We start from the raw sequence: 22,514 nt of genomic DNA, 5'->3' as shown, positions 1-22,514 counted from the left end.
CGGTGAGGGTTGCCTTGCTTGACATCCTGGATTACGCAACAAGGATGTTCTCTATATCGACGTCGTCGCCGGGGGTGCAGGCTGCCCTCGGCGGAACACGAGCCGCACGGGGGTGAGCGCATGCCGACGAGCACGACCGACCGCACGCCCGCGCGCACCACCTCCGTCGCTCCCGTCGTCGCCCCGGTCCTCGACGGCACGACCGAGGCCGACGGCACCACCCGCCGCCGCGTCCTCGAGCTGGTCGCCGGCGAAGGGCCAGTGACCGCCGGCGAGCTCGCCGACCGGCTCGGCCTCACGTCCGCCGCCGTCCGCCGGCACCTCGCCTGCCTCGAGGAGGACGGCACGATCGCGGTGCACGAGGCGGGCCCGTCGTCCGGCCGTCGCGGCCGACCCGCCCGCCGGTACGTCGTCAGCGCCCGCGGGCAGTCCGACCTCGCCGGCGGGTACTCCGAGCTGGCGGCGCAGGTCATGCGCTACCTGCGCGAGAGCGGCGGCGGCGACGCCGTGGCGCGGTTCGCCGCCGACCGGTACGACGCCGTCGTCGCGCGCTACGCACCGCGCCTCACGGCCACCGACCCGCAGGAGCGCGCGGAGCAGCTCGCCGGCCTGCTCTCGGCCGACGGCTACGCCGCCTCGGTGCGGCCCGTGGCCGGCCCGCTGCTGCCCACCGTCCAGCTGTGCCAGGGCCACTGCCCGGTGCAGCACGTCGCCGAGGAGTTCGGCGAGCTGTGCGAGGCGGAGGCCCGCGCCTTCTCCGAGCTGCTCGGCACCCACGTCCAGCGACTGGCCACGATCGCGGGCGGCGCGCACGCCTGCGTCACGAACGTCCCGATCGTCTCCACCCAGACGCCCCCGCAGAACCTCCCCACCCCGCCCCACCGCACCCGCGGCACGCAGGAAGGAACACGATGAGCGCTCCCACCCAGGACGCCGCCCAGGCGGCAGCGGAGAGCACCGAGAAGCGGTCCGATGACGAGATCATCGCCTCGATCGGCGCGTACCAGTTCGGCTGGCGCGACAGCGACGCCGCCGGCGAGTCCGCGAAGCGCGGCCTCAACGAGGACGTCGTCAAGAACATCTCGGAGCTGAAGGACGAGCCCGAGTGGATGCGCAAGGCGCGCCTCAAGGCGCTGCGCCTGTTCGACAAGAAGCCCATGCCGAACTGGGGCGCCGATCTCACCGGCATCGACTTCGACCGGATCAAGTACTTCGTGCGCTCCACGGAGAAGCAGGCCGCCAGCTGGGAGGACCTGCCCGAGGACATCCGCGCCACCTACGACAAGCTCGGCATCCCGGAGGCGGAGAAGCAGCGCCTCGTGGCCGGCGTCGCCGCGCAGTACGAGTCCGAGGTGGTCTACCACCAGATCCGCGAGGACCTCGAGGCCCAGGGCGTCATCTTCGTGGACACCGACACGGGCCTGCGCGACTACCCGGAGCTGTTCCAGGAGTACTTCGGCACGGTCATCCCCGCGGGCGACAACAAGTTCGCCGCGCTGAACTCGGCCGTGTGGTCGGGCGGCTCGTTCGTCTACGTGCCGCCGGGCGTGCACGTGGAGATCCCGCTGCAGGCCTACTTCCGGATCAACACCGAGAACATGGGCCAGTTCGAGCGGACGCTGATCATCGCGGACGAGGGCTCCTACGTGCACTACGTCGAGGGCTGCACCGCGCCGATCTACTCGAGCGACTCGCTGCACTCCGCGGTCGTCGAGATCGTCGTGAAGAAGAACGCCCGCGTGCGCTACACGACCATCCAGAACTGGTCGAACAACGTGTACAACCTGGTGACCAAGCGCGCCACGGCCGCCGAGGGCGCCACCATGGAGTGGGTCGACGGCAACATCGGCTCCAAGGTGACGATGAAGTACCCGGCGATCTACCTGCTGGGCGAGCACGCCCGCGGCGAGACGCTGTCCATCGCCTTCGCGGGCGAGGGCCAGCACCAGGACGCCGGCTGCAAGATGGTGCACGCCGCGCCGCGCACGTCGTCGTCCATCGTGTCGAAGTCGGTGGCCCGCGGCGGCGGTCGCACGTCGTACCGCGGCCTGGTGCAGGTGCTCGAGGGCGCCAAGCACTCGGCGTCGACCGTGCTGTGCGACGCGCTGCTCGTCGACCAGATCTCCCGGTCCGACACCTACCCGTACGTCGACGTCCGCGAGGACGACGTGTCCATGGGGCACGAGGCGACGGTCTCGCGGGTGAGCGAGGACCAGCTGTTCTACCTCATGTCCCGAGGCATGGAGGAGACCGAGGCGATGGCCATGATCGTGCGCGGGTTCGTCGAGCCCATCGCGCGCGAGCTGCCCATGGAGTACGCGCTCGAGCTCAACCGCCTCATCGAGCTGCAGATGGAAGGGTCCGTCGGCTGAAATGACTGCAACTACTGATCTGTCCACGGATCACTCGCGCGCCGTGGCCGACGGCGCCCACTCCCACGGGGTCGTCCCGGCGGGCTCGCGCGCCGAGCGCAAGACGTCGTTCGACCTCGCCGACATCCCCGTGCCCACCGGGCGCGAGGAGGAGTGGCGGTTCTCGCCCGTCGCGCGGCTCCAGCCGCTGTTCGGCGAGGAGCAGGGCGCGGGCGGCGTGCTGACCACCGTCGTCGAGGCCCCGGAGGCCAAGGTCGAGATCGTCGGCAAGGACGACCCGCGCCTGGGCACCACCGGCAAGCCGGGCGATCGCACCGCCGTCACGGCGTGGAACGCGGCCGCCGAGGCGACCGTCGTCACGCTGCCGGCCGAGGCCGTCGCCAGCGACGTCACCTCGGTGCGCGTCGAGGGCGTCGCCAAGGACCTCACCGCGCAGCACCTGCTGGTGCACGCGGAGCACCACGCCGAGGGCGTCGTCGTCATCGACCACCGCGGTGACGCGACGCTCAACCAGACGGTCGAGATCGTCGTCGACGAGGGCGCGCACCTCACGGTCGTGTCCGTGCAGGACTGGGCCGACGGCGCCGTGCACGCCTCCAGCCACCGTGCCCGCATCGGCCGCGACGCCAAGCTCAAGCACGTCGTCGTGACGTTCGGCGGCGACGTCGTGCGCCTCACGCCCGACGCGACGTTCACGGGCGAGGGCGGCGAGGTCGAGATGGTCGGCCTGTACTTCGCCGACGCGGACCAGCACCAGGAGCACCGCCTGTTCGTGGACCACGCCGTGCCGCGCTGCAAGTCGCGCGTCACCTACAAGGGCGCCCTGCAGGGCGCCGGCGCTCACGTGGTGTGGGTCGGCGACGTGCTCATCCAGGCCGAGGCCGAGGGCACCGACACGTACGAGCTCAACCGCAACCTGGTCCTCACCGACGGCGCCCGCGCCGACTCGGTGCCGAACCTGGAGATCGAGACGGGCGAGATCGAGGGCGCGGGGCACGCGTCGGCGACCGGCCGGTTCGACGACGAGCAGCTCTTCTACCTCATGGCCCGCGGCATCCCTGAGGTCGACGCCCGTCGTCTCGTGGTCCGCGGTTTCTTCGCCGAGCTCATCGAGCAGATCGGCGTCGAGTCGGTCGAGGACCGCCTGCTCGCCTCGATCGAGGCCGAGCTGGAGAAGTCGATGAGCGTCATCACCGGCGTCGCGGCGCCCGCACCGGCGGAGTGACCCGGCGATGACCTCCCAGCTGGCCTGCATGGCCGACGACCTCGCCCCCGAGGAAGCCATGCTCGTGGAGCTCGACGGCGCGGACGGGGCCCCGGTCCCGGTCGCCGTCGTGCGTGACGCCGACGGCGGCTGGCACGCCCTGTCCGACATCTGCTCGCACGGACAGGTCTCCCTGTCCGACGGGGAGGTCGAGGGCTGCCTGGTCGAGTGCTGGCTGCACGGGTCGCAGTTCGACCTGCGCACCGGCAAGCCGGTCCAGCTCCCCGCGACGCAGCCCGTGCCGGTGTACCCGGTGACCGTGGACGGCGACCGCATCCTCGTGGACGTCGACGAGCGGCTCGCCGTCGCGTCCTGACCTTGATCCCGCTGGTCGAGCCTGTCGAGACCACGAAACTGACCTGGAGAAACTGAGAATGCCCACCCTGGAGATCCGCGACCTGCACGTCAGCGTCGAGACCAAGGAAGGCGCCAAGCCGATCCTGCGCGGCGTCGACCTGACCATCAAGTCCGGCGAGACGCACGCCATCATGGGGCCGAACGGCTCCGGCAAGTCGACCCTCGCCTCGGCCCTCGCCGGCCACCCGAAGTACACCGTGACCTCGGGCACCGTCACGCTCGACGGCGAGGACCTCCTCGCGATGACCGTCGACGAGCGGGCCCGCGCCGGCCTCTTCCTCGCCATGCAGTACCCGGTCGAGGTGCCCGGCGTGTCCGTGGCGAACTTCCTGCGCACCGCCAAGACCGCCATCGACGGCGAGGCACCCGCCCTGCGCACGTGGGGCAAGGAGGTCAAGGGTGCGATGGAGAACCTCCGCATCGACTCGACCTTCGCCGAGCGCTCGGTCAACGAGGGCTTCTCGGGCGGTGAGAAGAAGCGCCACGAGATCCTGCAGATGGAGCTCTTCAAGCCGCACTTCGCGATCCTCGACGAGACCGACTCCGGCCTCGACGTCGACGCGCTGCGCGTCGTGTCGGAGGGCGTGAACCGCGCCAAGTCGAACACCGACGTCGGCGTGCTGCTCATCACGCACTACACGCGCATCCTGCGCTACATCAAGCCGGACTTCGTGCACGTGTTCGTCGACGGCAAGATCGCCGAGGAGGGCGGCCCCGAGCTCGCCGAGCAGCTCGAGGAGAACGGCTACGACAAGTACGTCGGCACCGGCGCGACGATGGCCTGAGCTCCTCGTCCGAGGAGCCGTCACCAGGAGGACAGCATGACCACCACCGACACCGTGCGCCCGCCGCTCACCGCGGCGGAGCTCGCCGCCGTGCGGGCGGACTTCCCGCTGCTCGGGCGCACGGTGCGGGGCGGTCGGCCGCTCGTCTACCTGGACTCGGCCGCGACCTCGCAGAAGCCGAACGTGGTGCTCGAGGCCGAGGTCGACTTCTACGAGCAGCGCAACGCCGCCGTCCACCGCGGCGCGCACCAGCTCGCGGAGGAGGCGACCGAGGCGTTCGAGGACGCCCGGGCCGCCGTGGCGCGCTTCGTGGGCGCGGACGAGGGCGAGATCGTCTGGACGCCGGGCGCGACCGCGGCGCTCAACCTCGTCGCCTACGCGTTCTCCAACGCGACCGCCGGGCGCGGGGGAGCGGCGGCGGAGCGGTTCCGCCTCGCCCCGGGCGACGAGATCGTCGTCACCGAGGCGGAGCACCACGCCAACCTCGTGCCGTGGCAGGAGCTGTGCGCCCGCACCGGCGCCGTCCTGCGCTGGTTCGGGGTCGACGACGACGGGCGGATCGACCTGTCCGACGTCGCGAGCGTGATCACGGACCGCACCCGCGTGGTGGCGTTCGGCCACGTGTCGAACGTGACCGGCGCGATCGCCCCCGTGGCCGAGCTGGTCGAGGCGGCGCGACGGGTCGGGGCGCTCACCGTGCTCGACGCGTGCCAGTCGGTGCCGCACCTGCCGGTCGACCTGCACGACCTCGGCGTGGACTTCGCGGCCTTCAGCGCGCACAAGATGCTCGGCCCGACCGGCGTCGGCGCCCTGTACGGGCGGCGCGAGCTGCTCGAGGCGATGCCGCCGGTGACCACCGGCGGGTCGATGGTCGAGGTCGTGACCATGGCCGAGACCACCTACGCCCCGCCGCCCCAACGGTTCGAGGCGGGGACGCAGATGGTCGCCCAGGCCGTGGGCATGGGCGTGGCGGCGCAGTGGCTCGGGGAGCTCGGCATGGACCGGGTCGCCGCGCACGAGCGCGAGCTCGCGGCCGAGCTGGTCCGTATCCAGGAGATCCCGGGGGTGCGGGTCGTCGGGCCGGCCGACGCACGCGACCGGCTCGCCGTCGTGTCGTTCGTCGTCGACGGCGTGCACGCGCACGACGTGGGGCAGGTGCTCGACGACAAGGGCATCGCCGTCCGCGTGGGGCACCACTGCGCGCAGCCGCTGCACCGCCGGTTCGGCGTGGCCGCGACGGCCCGCGCGTCGGCCTCCGTGTACACCACGACCGAGGAGATCACCGAGTTCCGGGAAGCATTGACGGGCGTGCGCGCGTTCTTCGGTGTGGACTGACGTCGGCGGAGAGGACAGCAGTGAGCTCGCTCGAGCAGATGTACCAGCAGGTGATCCTGGACCACGCGAAGCGCCCGCACGGCCGGGGGCTCGTGGAGGTGCCGGTCGACCCTGCGCCCGACCGCCGGTCGGGCGAGTCGCACCAGGTCAACCCGACCTGCGGCGACGAGATCACGCTGCGGGTGGACGTCCAGGGCGACGGAGCCGGCGCCACCGTCGCGGGCGTCTCGTGGGAGGGGCAGGGATGCTCCATCTCGCAGGCCTCCGCCTCGGTGATGACCGAGCTCGTCACCGGGCACGACCTGGCGGACGTCGCCCACCTGGACGCGGTCTTCCACGACCTCATGGCCTCGCGGGGCAAGGGGCTGGACGACGACGAGGCGCTCGACGCCCTCGGCGACGCGAGCGCGTTCACCGGCGTCTCGCAGTACCCCGCCCGTATCAAGTGCGCGCTGCTCGGCTGGGCGGCGCTCAAGGACTCGCTGGCGCGCAGCGGCGCGCTGAGCTGAAGCCGACCTGAACCTGAGAGGACACGATGACCGAGAACACGACCGACGAGGCCGCCCCGCCCGTCGCCGCGCCGTCGCCCACGACGGCCGCCGACGTCGAGGAGGCGCTGCGCGACGTCATCGACCCCGAGCTGGGCATCAACGTCGTCGACCTGGGCCTCGTCTACGGCATCCAGGTGGACCAGAACAACATGTCCACGATCGACATGACGCTCACGTCGGCGGCGTGCCCGCTCACGGACGTCATCGAGGACCAGGCGGGCACCGCGCTCGAGGGGCTGGTCGACGGTTTCCGCATCAACTGGGTCTGGATGCCGCCGTGGGGCCCGGAGAAGATCACCGACGAGGGCCGCGAGCAGCTGCGGATGCTGGGCTTCAACGTCTGACCGTGGCGTCGTGACGACGTCCCGCGAAGGTCCCGAACTCCTCGGAGGTCGGGACCTTCGTCGTGTCTGACGTCGGGGCCTCGACGGGGTGACGGCCGGTCGGACTCCGACGCCCGACTGCCGCCGAATCCTTGCTGCTCCCGCGGATCTGCTTCTATCGGGCGGGGGGCTCCCCGCCCTAGCGTTGCGGCCATCTCGGACGGCGACCGACGGAACGGCCCGTCGGCTGCCCGGGACGAGGTCCTCGAAGGAGAGTGAACGCGATGGCGCGTACCCCGAAGCAGACGGCGAGCGAGGCCGACGGCGTGACGTACCGCCGGGCCCGTACCTGGGAGATCGCCTTCTCCCAGATGAACAACGGCTCGGCGATGATCTTCTACACCCTGGTCGGCCTCATGAGCTACCTGCAGAACGCCGGCTACGGCATCGCGGTGGCCGTGGCGGGGGTGATCCTGACCGTGACGCGTGTGTTCGACGGCGTGATCGACCCGGTGCTGGCGCTGATCATCGACAAGGTGACCTTCCCGTTCGGCAAGCTGCGGTTCTTCATGCTGGGTGGCTGGCTGGTCCGGTCGCTCGCGATCCTCCTGCTGTTCGTCTGGGCGTCGGACACCGGGCTCGGTGCCGGCTTCTTCGTCGCGGTGTACGTCGTCTACATCGTCGGGTCCTCGATGAACGACATCGCCGGGCAGATGTCCGGGCCCGTGCTGACCAACGACCCGCGGCAGCGGCCCACCGTGCAGGTGTGGGCGACCGTCTACTCCTACTTCGTGCCCGCGATCTTCTCGATCGTCTCCACGGTGGTCTTCCTGCCGCGCCACGGCAACCAGTTCACGGTGGAGATGCTCAGCGAGACCGCGGTCACGTACGTGGCCTGCTCCTTCGTGTTCCAGGTCCTCGCCTGCGTCGGCGTGTCCCGGATCGACCGGCCGGAGAACTTCGCGCACCTCTCGGACGAGCGGGCCAAGGCCGACGTCTCCGTGCGCGACATGTGGAACCTGCTCGCCCACAACGGACCCTTCCAGCGCTACCTGATCAGCGGCGCCTCCGACAAGCTCGCCCAGGTGGTGCGGTCGCAGGCCGTGATCGCCACGCTCATGTGGGGCATCCTGCTGGGCAACATGCAGCTCGGCTCGGTCCTCAGCATGGTCGCGATCCTGCCCGGCATCGTCTTCGCCATCTTCGGGGCCCGCTACAACGGCAAGCACGGCTCGAAGGCCGCGACCGTCACCTGGACCTGGATCTGCCTGGTCCTGGCGGCGCTGCTCACCATGTTCTGCCTGATGGTGGACATGGGATCCATCCTCGGCAGCCTGCCGCTCGCCATCGTCTTCTTCGCGGTCTACCTGCTGCTGAACGGTGCGTCGATGGTGGTCACCGTGGCCTCGGGCGCCATGCGGGCCGACATCATCGACTACGAGCTGGACCGGTCCGGCAAGTACCTCCCGGCCACCGTCACCGCGACGTACAACGTCGTCGACCAGGTCATCTCCTCGCTCGGCGCCACGCTCGCGCTGGGGGCGGTGGCGCTGATCGGGTTCACGTCCGTGATGCCGCAGCCCACGGACGCGCCGACCACCCCGATCCTGCTGATGACGCTGCTGCTGTTCTTCGGCCTCCCGATCCTCGGCTGGGTCTGCACCCTGCTGGCGATGCGCGGCTACCGGCTCACCCGCACCGAGATGATCGAGGTGCAGAGGCGGGTAGCGGACCGGAAGGCGGCGCTGCAGGCGGCCGAGCCGGCCACCGCCACGCCGTAGCCCGGAGCCCGAGCCCGACCCACCCCTCCTGGACCGATCGGAGCACCGCATGCCCTTCCCCTTCGCCGACGTCTCCACCGCCCCGTTGACCGAGCTGCTCTCCCTGCGCGGCCGCCGCGCCGTCGTGACCGGCGGCGCTCGCGGACTGGGTCGGGCGGTCGCCGCTCGACTGGCCGAGGCCGGGGCCGACGTCCTGCTCGCCGACCTCGAGCTCGCGCTCGCCGAGCAGGCGGCCGCGGAGCTGAGCGCCGCCCACGGCACCCGCGTGCTCGCCGCACCCGTCGACGTCGCCGACCCGGCCTCCGTGGACGACGCCGCGGCCCTCGCCGTGCGGGGGCTCGGCGGCCTCGACATCTGGGTGAACAACGCGGGTGTGTTCCCCGCGTTCGGCGTCCTGCAGGCGAGCGACGAGCAGTGGCGGCGCGTGCACGCGGTCAACCTCGACGGCACCTTCCACGGGGCCCGTGCCGCCGCCCGGCACTTCGCCACGTCGGACGGCGGGGTGATCGTCAACATCGTCTCGACCGCCGGGTTCCGGGCGCCGGCGCCGGGGCTCGCGGCGTACGTCGTCAGCAAGCACGCGGTGCGCGGCCTCACGAAGGAGCTCGCCCTGGAGCTGGCACCGCTCGGCGTGCGGGTGCTCGGCGTCGCCCCCACCTACGTGCCCACCGAGGGCAACCTCGCCGCCGCGGAGGCCGGGCGTGCCCAGGCCGAGGCCGCCGGCGTCGACCACGAGCAGGCGGGCATGGACGTCATGACCCACAGCCTCATCGGGCGCCTCGGCACCCCGGACGACATCGCCCGGGTGGTGCTGTTCGCCGTGAGCGACCTGTCGCTGATCATGACCGGCAGCACGCTGCTGGCCGACGCCGGGGAGACCCTCTGATGGCCGGCCCCGGTGCCGCCACCGAGCCGACCGAGCACGTCCGGTTCACGACCGCCGAGCTCGGCCGCATCGACGTCGACACCGTCCCGCTGCCGCCGGACGCGCTCGACACCTACGCCACCTACACGCCGTCGGGCAGGATGCTCCTGCTCTACCGTCGCGCGGAGGACCCCGTCGAACGGCGGATCTTTCACGTGGCGACGATCGAGGACGACGGCAGTGGACACCACCACGTCTTCTCCGGGCCTGTCGCGCAGCATCCTCGCGCCAACGGCATCCGGGCCATGGTGTTCCCGGACAACCGCCGGGTCCTGCTCGGTGACGACGTGCTCGAGTGCGCCCCTGATCTGGACACCGCGACCGAGGCGCGCCTCGTCGACGTGCGCTACCCGTGGCGGCAGGAGGAGGACCCCGGGACCACGCACCACTGGTCGGAGATCATCGTCGCCCCGGACGGCGAGCACGTCGCCTGGACCATCCTGCGTGCCGACATGGGGGCCGCGGCCGGGCTCGGCCGGCTGCGGCGCGCCGGCGACGCCTACGAGGTCGTCGACGCTCAGCTCATCAGCACGGTCGAGCCGTTCCGCCCGGACCCGGAGCATCCCGGCTGCATGCTCCCGCAGCCCTCCCGCGGCGGCGAGGTCAAGCAGTTCGTGCGCGGCGGCCGCGCGATCTCCGCCGTCGGGGGAGTGGGCGGGTTCCTGCCGGACTCCGTGGTGCAGGTCCTGGACTCCGAGGAGCTCAGCGCCGTCACCCGCGGTCCGGGCTACGACGAGACCACCATCTTCTCGCCGGACGAGCGGCTCGGGCTCGTGATGACCACGCGCGCCTCGCGGACCACCGACCTGAGCGTGCTCGGGCTGCTGCCGCGCCCCCGGTCCGGAGACGCGCTGTCCGCCATCGCCTGGAGCGCCTACAGCTACAGCGTCACGGGGGTGCGGAACCACCGGCCCGGCAACGTCGGCCCCGTGCTCGTCGACCTGGCCCGGTCGCGGTCCGACCCCGCCTATCAGGGCGTCGCCCTGCACGACCCGGCCCAGGAGTGGGTCTACGTGTCCCCCATGTCCTGGCACCCGGACGGCGACCGGTGCGCCTGGCTCGAGACCCCTCGCGGCTCCGAGCTCTCCCAGCCCGTGCGGGACATCCGGGTCCGGCGGGCACGGCTGCTCGACGTCGTGCCCGGGGAGCCGGTGCCGCCGGCCACCGTCCCCGACGAGGTCCCGTACGCGCTGCGTGGCGAGGCCGCGGAGAGAGCGCTGTGGGACCCGCCGGAGCCGGTGACCTCCGCCCGGGTCGCCGGGCGCCACGGCGGGTACCTCGAGATCGAACGCACCCCGCCGGATCTCGCCCGCGGCACCGCCGGGACGGGCCAGGTGCGCTACGTCGGCTACAGCGACGACGGTGCGTCCGTGTGGCACGGCGTCGAGCGCGTGACCAGCTCCTTCACCACCGACACCGTGTACGAGGCGGACGTCGAGCTGGTCGGCCCCGTGCCGGGGGAGATGCACCTGCGGGTCACGTGGACTCCCCTCGCCGGCCCCGTGCCCACGCGGCTCCGCTTCGAGCAAGCCGCCGACGGGAAGCCGGCCAGCTTCGGGTACGCGCGCCACGGCGACGAGCGTCGGGACGTCTCGGCGCTCGTGCCGTGAGCACGGCGGTGCCTCACCCCGCGTGAGCGGCGCGGTACGCCGTGGGCGTCATCCCGTACGCGGCGCGGAACACCTTGACGAAGTAGTTCGCGTCCTCGTAGCCCACGACCAGGGCGACGTCGTGCACGGGCCGCACGGTGGTGGCGAGCAGCCGCGCCGCACGCTCGGAGCGCTGCCGGGCGACGTAGGCGGCGACGGTCGCTCCCGTCTCGGCCTTGAAGCGTCGCGCGAGCGTGGACGGGGAGACCCCGAGCCGCTCGGCGAGCTCCCGGGTCGAGACCTGGTGGCTCAGGTGCAGGTCGATCTCGTCGGTCACCTGCCGTACCAGCGTCGTGTACCCGCGCTGGTGGTGCCGGCGCACGGCGCGGCAGAAGTCCGCGACCATCTGTGCGGTGAAGGCGGCCGTCCTCCGCGCGTCGGCGGTGTGGCCGATGCGGTGCAGGCGCTGCGCGTACTCCTGCGAGATCGCGTCGATCGTCACCGGGGGGAGCCCGCCGCGCTGGGCCGCCACGCGCGCCATGATCCGCAGGATGGTCGTGCCGAGGAACGGGGTGCTGAGGTAGTTCATGGTCTGCGGCATGCCCGCCAGCCGCTGGAGCGCGGCCAGCGCCCGCTCGGCCGTGCCCTCGGCGACCGCGTCCATGAACTCCCGCTCCAGGCGGTACCGCTCCTCGATCACCGCGAAGGAGGCCGAGTGCGGCGCCTCCCCGCGGCCCGGCGCCATCGTGCCGCCCTCCGCCTTGACCTGACGCAGGCTGCCGTGCAGGTCCTCGCTGCCCGCGGCGCGCAGGAGCGCCGCGGCGCTGCGGTGCACGTACTCGGCGTCCACGATCGGGTACCGGGTGCGGTAGAGCTTGTAGAGCCGCAGGTACGACGTCGCGATGCCGAGCCGGCTCATCACCTCTTCGGCGACGCCGGGGTGCATCGGCTCGTGCGTGTACGGGCCGACGAGGAGCAGCCGGTCGTCCCAGCGCACCAGGGCCACCGCCATCCCGAGCGGTTCGAGGATCTCGTGGACGACCTGGGGTTCCATCTCGCGCACGAATGCGCGGAGCGCAGCGGCGGTGAAGGCGGGCTGGAGGTGCGGGTCGAGGCAGTGCGCGGCCTCGAAGTCGGCGAGGGCCGACGGGACCTGTGCCGTCAGGACCACCGGGCAGCTCAGCACCTGGGCGAGGACGGCGCAGACCTGGTCGAGGTCGGTGGGCGCGGTGGCCGACGTCGTCATCGTGGGCCCTCCTTCGGGCGGCTCAGCCGTTGCCGGATCAGTACTGATCGTGCGCGGCCAGTTCTATCACTCGGACGACGGCCGTTCGTACCGTGGCGCATGTCGCGGCACACGCCGACGCGCTCTCGTCGAAGGAGACCTCTATGACGCCGACTCCCGCCAGCCCGAGGCAGGTCACACCGATCCCGGACGGCTGGGCGTTCGCGCCCGTCGAGCTGCCTGCCGCGCTCTGGGAGGACGTCGCTGCGGCGGGGGAGCGGGTCACGGTCCCGCACACCTGGAACGCGGTCGACGGGCAGGCCGGCGGCGAGTACCGCCGTGGCCGGTCCACCTACGCGCGGCTCGTCGAGGCCGACGGGACGGGGGCGGAGACCTGGGTCGAGTTCGAGGGCGTGAGCTCCTCCGCCGAGGTGTACCTGGACGGCGAGCTCCTCGCCCGGCACGACGGCGGCTACTCGACCTTCCGGGTGGACCTCACGGACCGCCTCGGCGAGGGCGCCGGGACCCTGGTGGTCGTCGTGGACAACGCCGCGAACGACCACGTCTACCCGCAGCAGGCGGACTTCACCTTCTACGGCGGCATCTACCGCGACGTCCGGCTCGTCACCGTGGGGCCGACGCACTTCGCGCTCGACGAGCACGGGGGCCCGGGGCTGACCGTGACCCCGGCGCTCGACGGCGACCGGGCGGACGTGGCCCTGAGCGCGCGCGTCGTCGACGCGGACGCTCGCGCCACCGCCGTGCGCTTCACCGTCGACGGGGAGGCCACGGTGACGGTGCCCGTCGCCGACGGCGAGGCGGCGGCGACGCTCGCCATCGAGCGGGTGCGCCGCTGGCACGGGCTGCGCGACCCCCACCTGTACACCGCACGGGCCGAGCTCCTCGCCGGCGAGGCCGTGCTCGACGTGGTCGCCCTGCGCTTCGGCTGCCGTGAGTTCGCCGTCGACCCGCAGCGGGGCTTCCTGCTGAACGGCGAGGAGTACCCGCTGCGCGGCGTGTCCCGGCACCAGGACCACGAGGGGGTCGGCAACGCGATCACGGAGGCGATGAAGCAGAAGGACCTCGCGCTGCTGAAGGAGCTGGGCGCGACCACCGTGCGGCTCGCCCACTACCAGCACGACCAGAGCTTCTACGACCTGTGCGACGAGGCAGGGATCGTGGTGTGGGCGGAGATCCCGCAGATCACGGTGTTCCTGCCCGGCGCCACGGACAACGCGCGCGCCCAGCTGGTCGAGCTGATCGTCCAGAACCGCCACCACGCGAGCATCGTCACCTGGGGGCTCTCCAACGAGATCACCCTCGCCGGGGCGGGCGAGGACGTGCTCGCCGCCCACCGCGAGCTGAACGAGCTCGCCCACGAGCTCGACCCCACCCGCCTGACCGCGATGGCGCACCTGTTCCTGCTGGAGACGGAACACCCGCTGGTCACCGTGCCGGACGTCATGTCCTACAACCTCTACTTCGGCTGGTACGTGGGGGAGGCCGCGGACAACGACACCTGGCTCGACGACTTCCACGCCGCCCGCCCCGACGTCGCGATCGGCCTGTCCGAGTACGGGGCCGACGCGAACCCGCGGTTCCAGTCCGCCGAGCCCGCCAAGGGCGACTACACCGAGGGCTACCAGGCCCTCTACCACGAGCACATGCTGACGATGATCGAGCAGCGGCCCTGGCTGTGGGCCACCCACGTGTGGAACCTCGCCGACTTCGGTTCCGCCGGCCGCGACGAGGGCGGGGTCGCGGGCCGCAACCAGAAGGGCCTGGTCTCCTTCGACCGCACCCTGAAGAAGGACGCCTTCTACCTGTACAAGGCCGCGTGGTCGCGCGAGCCGTTCGTCCACGTGGCGGGCCGCCGCCGGGCCGAGCGGGTGGAGGACGTGACCGAGGTGGTCGTCTACTCCAACCAGTCGAGCGTCTCCCTCCTGGTCGACGGCGTGGAGCACGCGACGGTCGAGGGACGCCGGGCCTTCCGCTTCCAGGTGCCCCTGACCGGCGAGCACCAGGTCACCGCGCGCTCCGGAGGACTCGTCGACACCGTCGTCCTGCACAAGGTGGACGAGATCCCCGAGGCGATGGTCATGCCCACCACGACCATCGCCAACTGGTTCGACGACGTCGAGCCGACCGAGCGCGACGGCTTCTTCTCGATCCGCGACACCCTCGGGGACATCAAGCAGTCCGAGGACGGCGCCCGCCTGATCGCGACCGTCCTCGAGGCCCTCTCGACCACCCGCGGCGAAGTCGGCAGGGGCGTCGAGATCCCGCCGGCCATGCAGGCGATCGTCGACCGGATGAGCGTCGAGAAGCTCCTCCAGCAGGCCGGGGGCGTGCCTGCCGAGCAGGTCGAGACGTTGAACGCCCAGCTGAACACCATCGCCAAGTGACACCGAAGGGCCGGGACACCGACATCATGACCGACATCGCTGCGACCACGTTCCCGTCCACGTTCCTCTGGGGTGCGTCCACCGCCCCGCACCAGATCGAGGGGGGCAACGTGGGCTCCGACTTCTGGGCGAACGAGGGGCGTGTGCCCGGGATGGAGCGCAGCGGCGACGCCTGCGACTCCTACCACCGCTACGCCGAGGACATGCAGCTGCTCGCCGGTGCCGGCTGCACCGCCTACCGCTTCGGGATCGAGTGGGCCCGGATCGAGCCGGAGGAGGGCCTCTTCTCGAACGCGGAGCTCGCGCACTACCGGCGCATGATCGACACCGCGCTCGAGCTGGGCCTCACCCCGGTGGTGACCCTGCACCACTTCACCAACCCGCGCTGGTTCGCCGAGCGCGGCGGCTGGCTCGCCGACGACGCCGTCGACCTGTTCACCCGGTACGTCGAGAGGGTGACCCGCATCCTCGACGGCGTCGAGTGGGTCGTCACCATGAACGAGCCCAACATGCTCTCGATGATGACCGCCATGGGGCGCGACATGGCGGTACGGGCACAGGCTGCCTCGTCCGCGGAGCAGGACGGCGGCGAGTGGACCAGCCCCACCGTCGACAACGGCCCGCGTCCCGTGCAGCTGCCCACCCCGGACCCGGAGATCGGGCAGGTCTTCGTGCGCGCCCACCACGCCGCCCGCGAGGTGCTGCGCGCGCGGACGACGGCGAAGGTCGGCTGGAGCGTCGCGAACCGTGCGTACCAGGCGCGGCCCGGCGGCGAGGAGAAGATGCGGGAGCTCTCGTGGGCGTGGGAGGACCTGTACCTCGCCGGCTCCGCGGGGGACGACTTCGTGGGCGTGCAGTCCTACTCGGTCCAGTACGTCACCGCGGACGGGATCGAGCCCTACCCGGACCACCCCGACAACACCCTGGTGGGTACCGCGTACCGGCCGGACGCGTTGGGGGTCGCGGTGCGGCACACCCACGAGGTGACCGGCCTGCCGATCCTCGTCACGGAGAACGGCATCGCCACCGGCGACGACTCCCGCCGCATCGCCTACACCACCGGGGCGCTCGAGGGGCTCGCCGCCGCCATGGCCGACGGCGTCACCGTGCACGGCTACCTGCACTGGAGCCTGCTGGACAACTACGAGTGGGGTCACTGGGCGCCCACCTTCGGGCTCGTCGCCGTGGACCGCGAGACCTTCGTGCGCACCCCCAAGCCGAGCCTCGCCTGGCTCGGCGGTGTCGCGAAGCGAGGGCAGCTGTGAGCCTGGAGCTCCAGGTCGACTCCGGCGGCGACCAGTTCCCCGTCACCGGACCGGCGCCCCGGCTGTCGTGGACCCTGCCGACGTCGGTCGGCGCCGTGGACGGGGCGCTGCTCGAGGCCGAGGTGGACGGCGCGGGGCTGCCGCCGTGCGACGTCGGGCCCGAGCACCGGTTCGTGCCCTGGCCGTGGGAGCCGCTGCCCAGCCGCGCCGCGGTGCGCTGGCGGGTGTCGGTGCGCGGCGGCGACAGTGAGGGCAGGGCCGGCGAGGTCGTCTCCGGCTGGTCGGCCTTCGAGGTCGGGCTCGCGGACGCCGACTGGCGGGCACGGTGGATCAGCCCGGTCGAGGGCACGGACCCCGGCTACGGCGAGCGCCCCGCGCACCTCCTCACCGCGGGCTTCGCCGTCGAGGGCGAGGTGGTGCGGGCCCGCCTGTACGCCACCGCGCTGGGTGTCTACGAGGCGTTCGTGAACGGTGAGCGGGCCGGGACGGCGGTGCTGAACCCGGGCAGCACCTCGTACGAGGACACGCTGTACGCCCAGGTCAGCGACGTCACGCAGGCCGTGCGGGCGGGGGAGAACCGGCTCGAGGTGGTGCTCAGCGACGGCTGGTTCCGCGGGCAGGTCGGGGCGTTCCGGATGCCCGCCGGCTGGGGCGCCACCCTCGCCGCCCGGGTCGAGCTGCACCTGGAGCTGGCCGACGGGACCAGCCAGGTGGTGCACAGCGACGCCACCTGGACCTCGGCCCGTTCGAGCATCGCCCGCGCCGACCTCATGGCCGGGCAGACCACGGACCACGGCCTCGCGGTCCCCGACCCGCGGCCCGTCCTCGTCGACCAGGTCACGCCGCCGCCGATCACGTTCTCGCCGGCCCCGCCGGTACGGGTGGTCGAGACCCGCACCCCGGTGCGGTCCTGGCAGACGGCCGACGACACGTGGGTGCTCGACTTCGGGCAGAACGCGTCGGGATGGTTGCGGGTCGAGGGGCTCGGGCCGGCGGGCACGCGCACCGTGATCGACCACGGCGAGCACGTCGGCCCGGACGGCGACCTCGACACCTCGCACCTCGACTCCTCCGGGGACGGCGGCGGCGTCGTCTTCTCGCAGCGCGACGAGGTCGTCTCCGACGGCGTGACGAGCGTGTTCGAGCCCCGTCACACGGTGCACGGCTTCCAGTACGCGCGCCTCCACCGGCGGGGAGCCCCGCTGGACCCGGTCGGCGTGACGATGCAGGTCGTGCACACCGACCTGCGCCGCACCGGTACGTTCGCCAGCAGCTCACCCGAGCTGAACCGGCTGCACGAGATCGCCGAGTGGAGCTTCCGCGGCAACGCCGTCGACGTCCCCACCGACTGCCCCACCCGGGAGCGGCTCGCCTGGACCGGGGACTACCAGGTCTTCGTGCGCACGGCGACGCGGCTCTACGACGTGCTCGGCTTCAGCCGCAAGTGGCTGCAGTCCGTGCGCGACGACCAGCTGGACGACGGCCGCATCCCGAACTTCGCCCCCGACGGCCGGCGCATCAAGCACCACCTCGACGACCGGCTCGCCATGATGACCGGCTCGGCGGGCTGGGGGGACGCGATCGTCGCGGTGCCGTGGGAGCTGTACCGGGCCTACGGCGACGCACAGGTGCTCGCCGAGAACTGGGCGTCGATGGTCCGCTGGGTCGACTGGCAGCTGACGTCGGCCCGGACCACGCGTCACCACTCCCGGAAGCAGCGCTCCGAGAGCCCCGCCCTGCACGAGGAGTACCTCTGGGACGGCTCGTTCCACTGGGGCGAGTGGACCGAGCCGGTGCCAAAGGGGCCCGACGGCACCCGCCGGGACCCGATCAAGGTGAACCCCGCCGCCTGGTTCATGGCCGACAAGGGCGAGGTGGGCACCGCCTACCTCTACCGCAGCGCCACCACGCTCGCTCGGATCGCCACGATCCTCGGGCACGACGACGCCGGCGAGCGGTACGCGACGGCCGCGCGGAAGGTGCTCGAGGCGTGGAGGACCGAGTACCTGCTCGCCGACGGCCGCACGGTCGCCGACACCCAGGCCGCGTACGTCCGGGCGCTGAGCTTCGGCCTCGTCCCCGCCGAGCTGCGGGCGGCCGCCGCCGAGCGGCTCGTCGAGCTCGTCGCCGCGGCCGGCGGCCACCTGACCACCGGGTTCCTCTCCACCGGTGACCTGCTGCCGGTGCTCGTCGAGACGGGGCACGTCGACGTGGCCTACGACCTGCTGTTCCAGACGACCCCGCCCTCCTGGCTGTCCATGGTCGAGCAGGGCGCGACCACCATCTGGGAGGACTGGGAGGGCATCGACGCCGCGGGCGAGGCGCACGAGTCGTTGAACCACTACAGCAAGGGGGCGGTGGTCCGCTTCCTGCACACGCATGTCCTGGGGCTGCGCCAGGACGCCGGGTCGATCGCGTGGGAGTCGTTCACCGTCGCCCCCGCGCCGGGCCGTCGGCTGACCTGGGCCGAAGGCACCCACGAGTCCCCCCAGGGCACGATCGCCGTGCGCTGGGACCGGGACGACGAAGCCCTGCGCGTGCAGGTGACGGTGCCGCCGGGGTCCGCCTGCACCCTGCGCCTGCCGGGTGCGCGGCCCGAGGTGGTCGTGGGGCCGGCGTCGGTGGTGCGCGCGTCGTCGCCCGATGCGGGCGACGTCAGGGAGGGCTCGTCGGAGGGCGCCCGGGCGGCGTGGTGAACAGGCCGCGATGCAGGATCTCCTGCGCCTCGTGGCCGAGCGCGTCGCGGTCGTCCCGCCGCTCGACGGCGAACGCGGACATCGCCATGGGCAGGGCGAGCATCAGGTGGCGGGTGGTGACCCCCGGGTGCACGACGCCGGCCGCGCGACCTCGGGCGAGGAGCGGCTCGAACGCCGCGGCCGTGCGCCGGGCGAGCTCGCCGAGCGCGGGGGAGTCGCTGAGCGTGACGAGCGCGAACGACGGCAGGGCGGCCTGGACGTCGAGCGTGTGGTGGAACAGCACGACCGCGCCGTCGTCGGTGTCGGCCAGGGCGGCGGCGCGCGCCTCGAGGTCGGCGACGTTCTCCTCCAGCACGGCGGACGCGAGGGCCTCGCGGCTGGCGAAGTGCCGGTGCAGCGTGGTGCGGCTGACGCCGGCGTCGGCGGCGACCTTCTCCAGCGGCGCGTCGGGCCCGTCGGACGCGAAGACGCGCCGCGCCGCCTCGACGAGTCGGGCGCGGTTGCGTGCGGCGTCGCGGCGGGTCGGGGCGGCCATGGTGCCGAGGCTATCCGCCCGGCGGGACACGCAACCGGCAAGCGCGGGTGAAAACGTACGTTGATGTACGTTTCTCTCGGCTCACGCCCCGACGAGAGGAACCGCCATGCCCGACAGCACCACGACCGACGCTCGCGACGAGGTCGACGCCCTGGGGTTCGACCCGGACGCCCTGCGTCAGAGGTACCGGCGGGAGCGCGACCGTCGGGTCCGGCCGGACGGGCTGGGGCAGTACCGGCGTGCGGCGGGGGAGTTCGGGTACTACGCGAAGGACCCGTACACCGAGCGCACCGAGCGTGAGCCGCTCACCGACCGGGTGGAGGTGCTCGTGGTGGGCGGCGGCTTCGGCGGGCTGCTCACGGGGGCGCGGCTGCGCGAGGCGGGGTTCGGGTCGATCCGGATGATGGACGAGGCGGGCGACTTCGGGGGCACCTGGTACTGGAACCGCTACCCGGGGATACACTGCGACATCGAGTCGTACGTGTACATGCCGTTGCTGGAGGAGACCGGGTACGTCCCGACGATGCGGTACGCGCCCGGCGAGGAGATCCGCCGGCACGCGATGCGGATCGCCGAGCACTACGGCCTGTACCGCGACGCCGTGTTCCACACGCGGGTCACGGAGCTCACCTGGGACGAGGACGCCGCCGAGTGGCTGGTGCGCACGGACCGCCAGGATGCGATGCGCGCCCGGTACGTCGTCGTGTCCTCGGGCACGCTGACCCAACCGAAGCTGCCCGGCATCCCGGGGATCGAGGACTTCCGCGGGCACACGTTTCACACCAGCCGGTGGGACTACGGCTACACGGGCGGCACCGCCGACGGCGGGATGACCGGGCTGGCGGACAAGCGGGTCGCCGTCGTCGGCACCGGTGCGACCGGGCTGCAGGTGATCCCGCACGTGGCGCGCGACGCGGCGCACCTGTACGTCATGCAGCGCACGCCGTCGTCGGTGGACGTGCGCGACAACCGGCCCACCGATCCAGCGTGGGCGGCCTCGCTCAAGCCCGGCTGGCAGCGGGAGCGGATGGAGAACTTCCTGGCCATCCTGTCCGGGGAGGACGTCGAGGAGGACCTGACGCGGGACGGGTGGACGTCGACCGCGCGGTTGCAGCGCAAGATGATCACCGGCGCCGTGGACACCTCGCTCGACCCGGCCGAGCGGGAGCGGCTGGACGAGCTGGCCGACTTCGCGAAGATGAACCGGATCCGCGCCCGGGTGGACGAGGTCGTGCAGGACCCGGCCACGGCCGAGGCGCTCAAGCCCTGGTACCGGTACATGTGCAAGCGCCCGGGGTTCAGCGACCAGTACCTGCAGGCGTTCAACCGCCAGAACGTCACCCTGGTGGACACCGCCGACCACGGCGGGATCACGCGCATGACCGAGACCGGCGTCGTGGTGGGGGACACCGAGTACGAGGTCGACTGCGTCGTCTTCGCCACCGGGTTCGAGGTCGGCGTCTCCGGGGTCGTCTCGGGCACGATGCCGGTGCACGGCCGGGGCGGCACCACGCTGCTCGAGGCCTGGGCACGAGGCCCGCGCACCCTGCACGGCTTCTGCTCCCACGGCTTCCCCAACCTGTTCCACCTCGGGGCGATGCAGAACGCGAACTCGGTGAACTTCGTGCACATCCTCACCGAGCAGGCCGACCACATCGCGGCGATGCTCGCGCAGGCGGCGAAGGTCGGCGCCCGGTACGTCGAGCCGACGCCGGAGGCGGAGCAGGCCTGGTGCGACACCATCGTGGACGTCGCCGTCGACAACTCCGCCTTCCTGGCCGAGTGCACCCCCGGCTACTACAACGGCGAGGGCACGCGGCGTGCGACGCCGACGTCGTACAGCCCTGGCCCGGTCGCGTTCCACCGCCTGCTGGCGCAGTGGCGCGAGGACGGCGGCATGGCGGACGTGCTCGTCGGAGCCGGAGCCGGAGCCGGGGCCGCCGGCCAGCGCGCCTGACCGGCCTCCCCGAGAACGCGTTCAGCGACGATCGGTGTCCGAGATCGCCCGCCCCGACAGCAGGAGGATGCGTCCGAGCGCGCTGGTCGCCGGTCCGGGCTGTTCCGGGACCTCCGCGAAGGCCCTGCCGGGGCCGCGCGCGGAGCCGGGCACGGCCTCCATGCGGCGCAGCACGGTCCGGGCGACCTGCGGCTCGGGTGCGTACGGGAGGCCGGTCGCGTGTGCGAGGTCCCAGGTGTGGATCACGGTGTCGCACAGCTGCATCTCGTAGAGGTCCTGGACGGTGCGCGGTCCCGGGACCCCGGGCACCTGACGGGTCTGCGTGGCGTCGGCGACGGTGGCGAAGGCGTGCTCCATGAACGCCGCCGTGCGCCGGTACTCCTCGTCGAGCCCGTGCGACGGCGCGCCCGTGAGGTCGGAGCCGCCGACCGCCCGGCCGAAGTGGACGTTCTCCTCGAGCATGTGGCGGTGGAGGTCGCCGACGTCCCATCCTTCGCAGGGCGTGGCGAAGGAGAGGTCGCCGGGCACCAGCTCCGACAGGTACGAGGCGAAGGTCTCCGTGACGGCGTGCAGTGCGGACGTGTCCATGAGTCAACCTCTCTCGGTGCTCGACGTCGGCGCGGCGAGGACCTGCTCGAGCAGGTCCTGCAGGGACTCTCGGGTGCGGCCCGGCAGGTGGGCCAGCATGGCGTCCTCGGCCGTCCAGATCGCCGCGCGGACCTCCGCGGCCGTCTCCCGCCCGGCGGGCGTGACGTGGATGTGGTGGCGTCTGCGGTCGGATCCGGTACGCCGCTCGACTAGCCCTCGCTCCTGCAGCAGGTCGAGGTCGCCGATGATGCGGTTCCGGCTGTACCCGAGACGGTCGGCGACCTCGGTCTGGCTGAGGCCCTCCTGCCGCGACGCGGCGGAGAGGACGGCGTACTGCCACATGGACAGCCCCGCCGCCCGGGCGCTGCGCTCCTCGATGCGTCGAAGTCCGCGGGCCAGCGGCCCCACGAGCTCGAGGAGGTCGCGCCGCTCTCGCCGTGTCATCCCCTCACATTATCACCGACCGGTGATCATCACTAGGTAGTGATGAATAGCGGACTCGTCCTGTGAGCACGGCCGACGCGGCGGGGGAGCCAGGTCGTCCCTCGCGCGGCGACGGCG

19 protein-coding genes are annotated in these 22,514 nt (G+C 72.3%); 15 read left to right on the top strand and 4 right to left on the bottom strand.

The window, feature by feature from the left end:
* Window positions 1-120: 120 nt before the first annotated feature.
* The 11 genes from AAG589_RS05285 to AAG589_RS05235 all read left to right on the top strand — a co-directional run bounded on the left by AAG589_RS05285 (window position 121) and on the right by AAG589_RS05235 (window position 11,303).
* Window positions 121-915 carry a helix-turn-helix transcriptional regulator gene (locus AAG589_RS05285; RefSeq protein WP_430566173.1) on the top strand — a complete coding sequence of 265 codons (795 nt, stop codon included), beginning with the start codon at window positions 121-123 and terminating at the stop codon, window positions 913-915.
* On the top strand, window positions 912-2,372 hold the full coding sequence (gene sufB / locus AAG589_RS05280) for a Fe-S cluster assembly protein SufB (RefSeq protein ID WP_430566172.1): 1,461 nt from the start codon (window positions 912-914) through the stop codon (window positions 2,370-2,372). Before AAG589_RS05285 ends, sufB begins: the two co-directional genes overlap by 4 nt.
* Window position 2,373: 1 nt before the next feature.
* Window positions 2,374-3,597: a Fe-S cluster assembly protein SufD gene (gene sufD, locus AAG589_RS05275; RefSeq protein WP_430566171.1), complete on the top strand. Its 1,224-nt coding sequence runs from the start codon at window positions 2,374-2,376 to the stop codon at window positions 3,595-3,597.
* Window positions 3,598-3,604: 7 nt separating this feature from the next.
* Complete coding sequence (locus tag AAG589_RS05270; RefSeq protein WP_380316062.1) at window positions 3,605-3,952, top strand: non-heme iron oxygenase ferredoxin subunit; 348 nt, start codon at window positions 3,605-3,607, stop codon at window positions 3,950-3,952.
* 58 nt (window positions 3,953-4,010) lie between these two features.
* Entirely contained in the window at window positions 4,011-4,778 is a 768-nt protein-coding gene (sufC, locus tag AAG589_RS05265; RefSeq protein WP_430566170.1) for a Fe-S cluster assembly ATPase SufC, read from the top strand.
* A 36-nt stretch (window positions 4,779-4,814) separates the two neighbouring features.
* Window positions 4,815-6,113, top strand: a complete 1,299-nt coding sequence (locus AAG589_RS05260) for a cysteine desulfurase (protein ID WP_430566169.1) — start codon at window positions 4,815-4,817, stop codon at window positions 6,111-6,113.
* A 20-nt stretch (window positions 6,114-6,133) separates the two neighbouring features.
* Window positions 6,134-6,622, top strand: a complete 489-nt coding sequence (gene sufU, locus AAG589_RS05255) for a Fe-S cluster assembly sulfur transfer protein SufU (protein ID WP_430566168.1) — start codon at window positions 6,134-6,136, stop codon at window positions 6,620-6,622.
* Between the two features lie 26 nt (window positions 6,623-6,648).
* Window positions 6,649-7,008 (top strand): metal-sulfur cluster assembly factor, encoded by a 360-nt coding sequence (locus tag AAG589_RS05250; protein ID WP_430566167.1) that lies wholly within the window; start codon window positions 6,649-6,651, stop codon window positions 7,006-7,008.
* A gap of 263 nt (window positions 7,009-7,271) precedes the next feature.
* Window positions 7,272-8,768 (top strand): MFS transporter, encoded by a 1,497-nt coding sequence (locus tag AAG589_RS05245; RefSeq protein ID WP_430566166.1) that lies wholly within the window; start codon window positions 7,272-7,274, stop codon window positions 8,766-8,768.
* A gap of 49 nt (window positions 8,769-8,817) precedes the next feature.
* On the top strand, window positions 8,818-9,654 hold the full coding sequence (locus AAG589_RS05240; protein ID WP_430566165.1) for an SDR family NAD(P)-dependent oxidoreductase: 837 nt from the start codon (window positions 8,818-8,820) through the stop codon (window positions 9,652-9,654).
* A complete protein-coding gene (locus AAG589_RS05235) occupies window positions 9,654-11,303 on the top strand; it encodes a hypothetical protein (RefSeq protein ID WP_430566164.1) in 1,650 nt (549 codons plus the stop codon). The genes AAG589_RS05240 and AAG589_RS05235 overlap by 1 nt, the downstream gene beginning before the upstream one ends.
* Before the next feature lie 13 nt (window positions 11,304-11,316).
* On the opposite strand, the gene AAG589_RS05230 is transcribed toward AAG589_RS05235, so the two are convergent.
* Window positions 11,317-12,528 (bottom strand): helix-turn-helix transcriptional regulator, encoded by a 1,212-nt coding sequence (locus AAG589_RS05230; protein ID WP_430566163.1) that lies wholly within the window; start codon window positions 12,526-12,528, stop codon window positions 11,317-11,319.
* Window positions 12,529-12,671: 143 nt separating this feature from the next.
* On the opposite strand from AAG589_RS05230, the gene AAG589_RS05225 reads away from it, so the two are divergent.
* From AAG589_RS05225 to AAG589_RS05215, 3 genes are read left to right on the top strand one after another with little or no spacing between them, the layout of a single operon-like run.
* Complete coding sequence (locus AAG589_RS05225; RefSeq protein WP_430566162.1) at window positions 12,672-14,912, top strand: glycoside hydrolase family 2 protein; 2,241 nt, start codon at window positions 12,672-12,674, stop codon at window positions 14,910-14,912.
* Between the two features lie 26 nt (window positions 14,913-14,938).
* On the top strand, window positions 14,939-16,177 hold the full coding sequence (locus AAG589_RS05220; protein ID WP_430566161.1) for a glycoside hydrolase family 1 protein: 1,239 nt from the start codon (window positions 14,939-14,941) through the stop codon (window positions 16,175-16,177).
* A complete protein-coding gene (locus tag AAG589_RS05215; protein WP_430566160.1) occupies window positions 16,174-18,873 on the top strand; it encodes a family 78 glycoside hydrolase catalytic domain in 2,700 nt (899 codons plus the stop codon). Before AAG589_RS05220 ends, AAG589_RS05215 begins: the two co-directional genes overlap by 4 nt.
* Here AAG589_RS05215 and AAG589_RS05210 read toward each other — a convergent pair.
* A complete protein-coding gene (locus AAG589_RS05210) occupies window positions 18,833-19,408 on the bottom strand; it encodes a TetR/AcrR family transcriptional regulator (RefSeq protein ID WP_430566159.1) in 576 nt (191 codons plus the stop codon). The genes AAG589_RS05215 and AAG589_RS05210 overlap by 41 nt on opposite strands.
* Before the next feature lie 106 nt (window positions 19,409-19,514).
* Here AAG589_RS05210 and AAG589_RS05205 point away from each other — a divergent pair, with 106 nt between their 5' ends.
* Window positions 19,515-21,365 carry a flavin-containing monooxygenase gene (locus AAG589_RS05205; RefSeq protein ID WP_430566158.1) on the top strand — a complete coding sequence of 617 codons (1,851 nt, stop codon included), beginning with the start codon at window positions 19,515-19,517 and terminating at the stop codon, window positions 21,363-21,365.
* A gap of 21 nt (window positions 21,366-21,386) precedes the next feature.
* On the opposite strand, the gene AAG589_RS05200 is transcribed toward AAG589_RS05205, so the two are convergent.
* A complete protein-coding gene (locus AAG589_RS05200; RefSeq protein WP_430566157.1) occupies window positions 21,387-21,953 on the bottom strand; it encodes a TIGR03086 family metal-binding protein in 567 nt (188 codons plus the stop codon).
* 3 nt (window positions 21,954-21,956) lie between these two features.
* Entirely contained in the window at window positions 21,957-22,397 is a 441-nt protein-coding gene (locus AAG589_RS05195) for a MarR family winged helix-turn-helix transcriptional regulator (protein ID WP_430566156.1), read from the bottom strand.
* Window positions 22,398-22,514 lie beyond the last annotated feature (117 nt).

Origin of the sequence: Isoptericola sp. F-RaC21, from assembly GCF_038593535.1 — a bacterium.
Lineage (GTDB): Bacteria > Actinomycetota > Actinomycetes > Actinomycetales > Cellulomonadaceae > Isoptericola.
The sequence above is the reverse complement of the archived record's forward strand: the minus strand, read 5'-3'. Positions and strand labels throughout refer to the sequence as shown.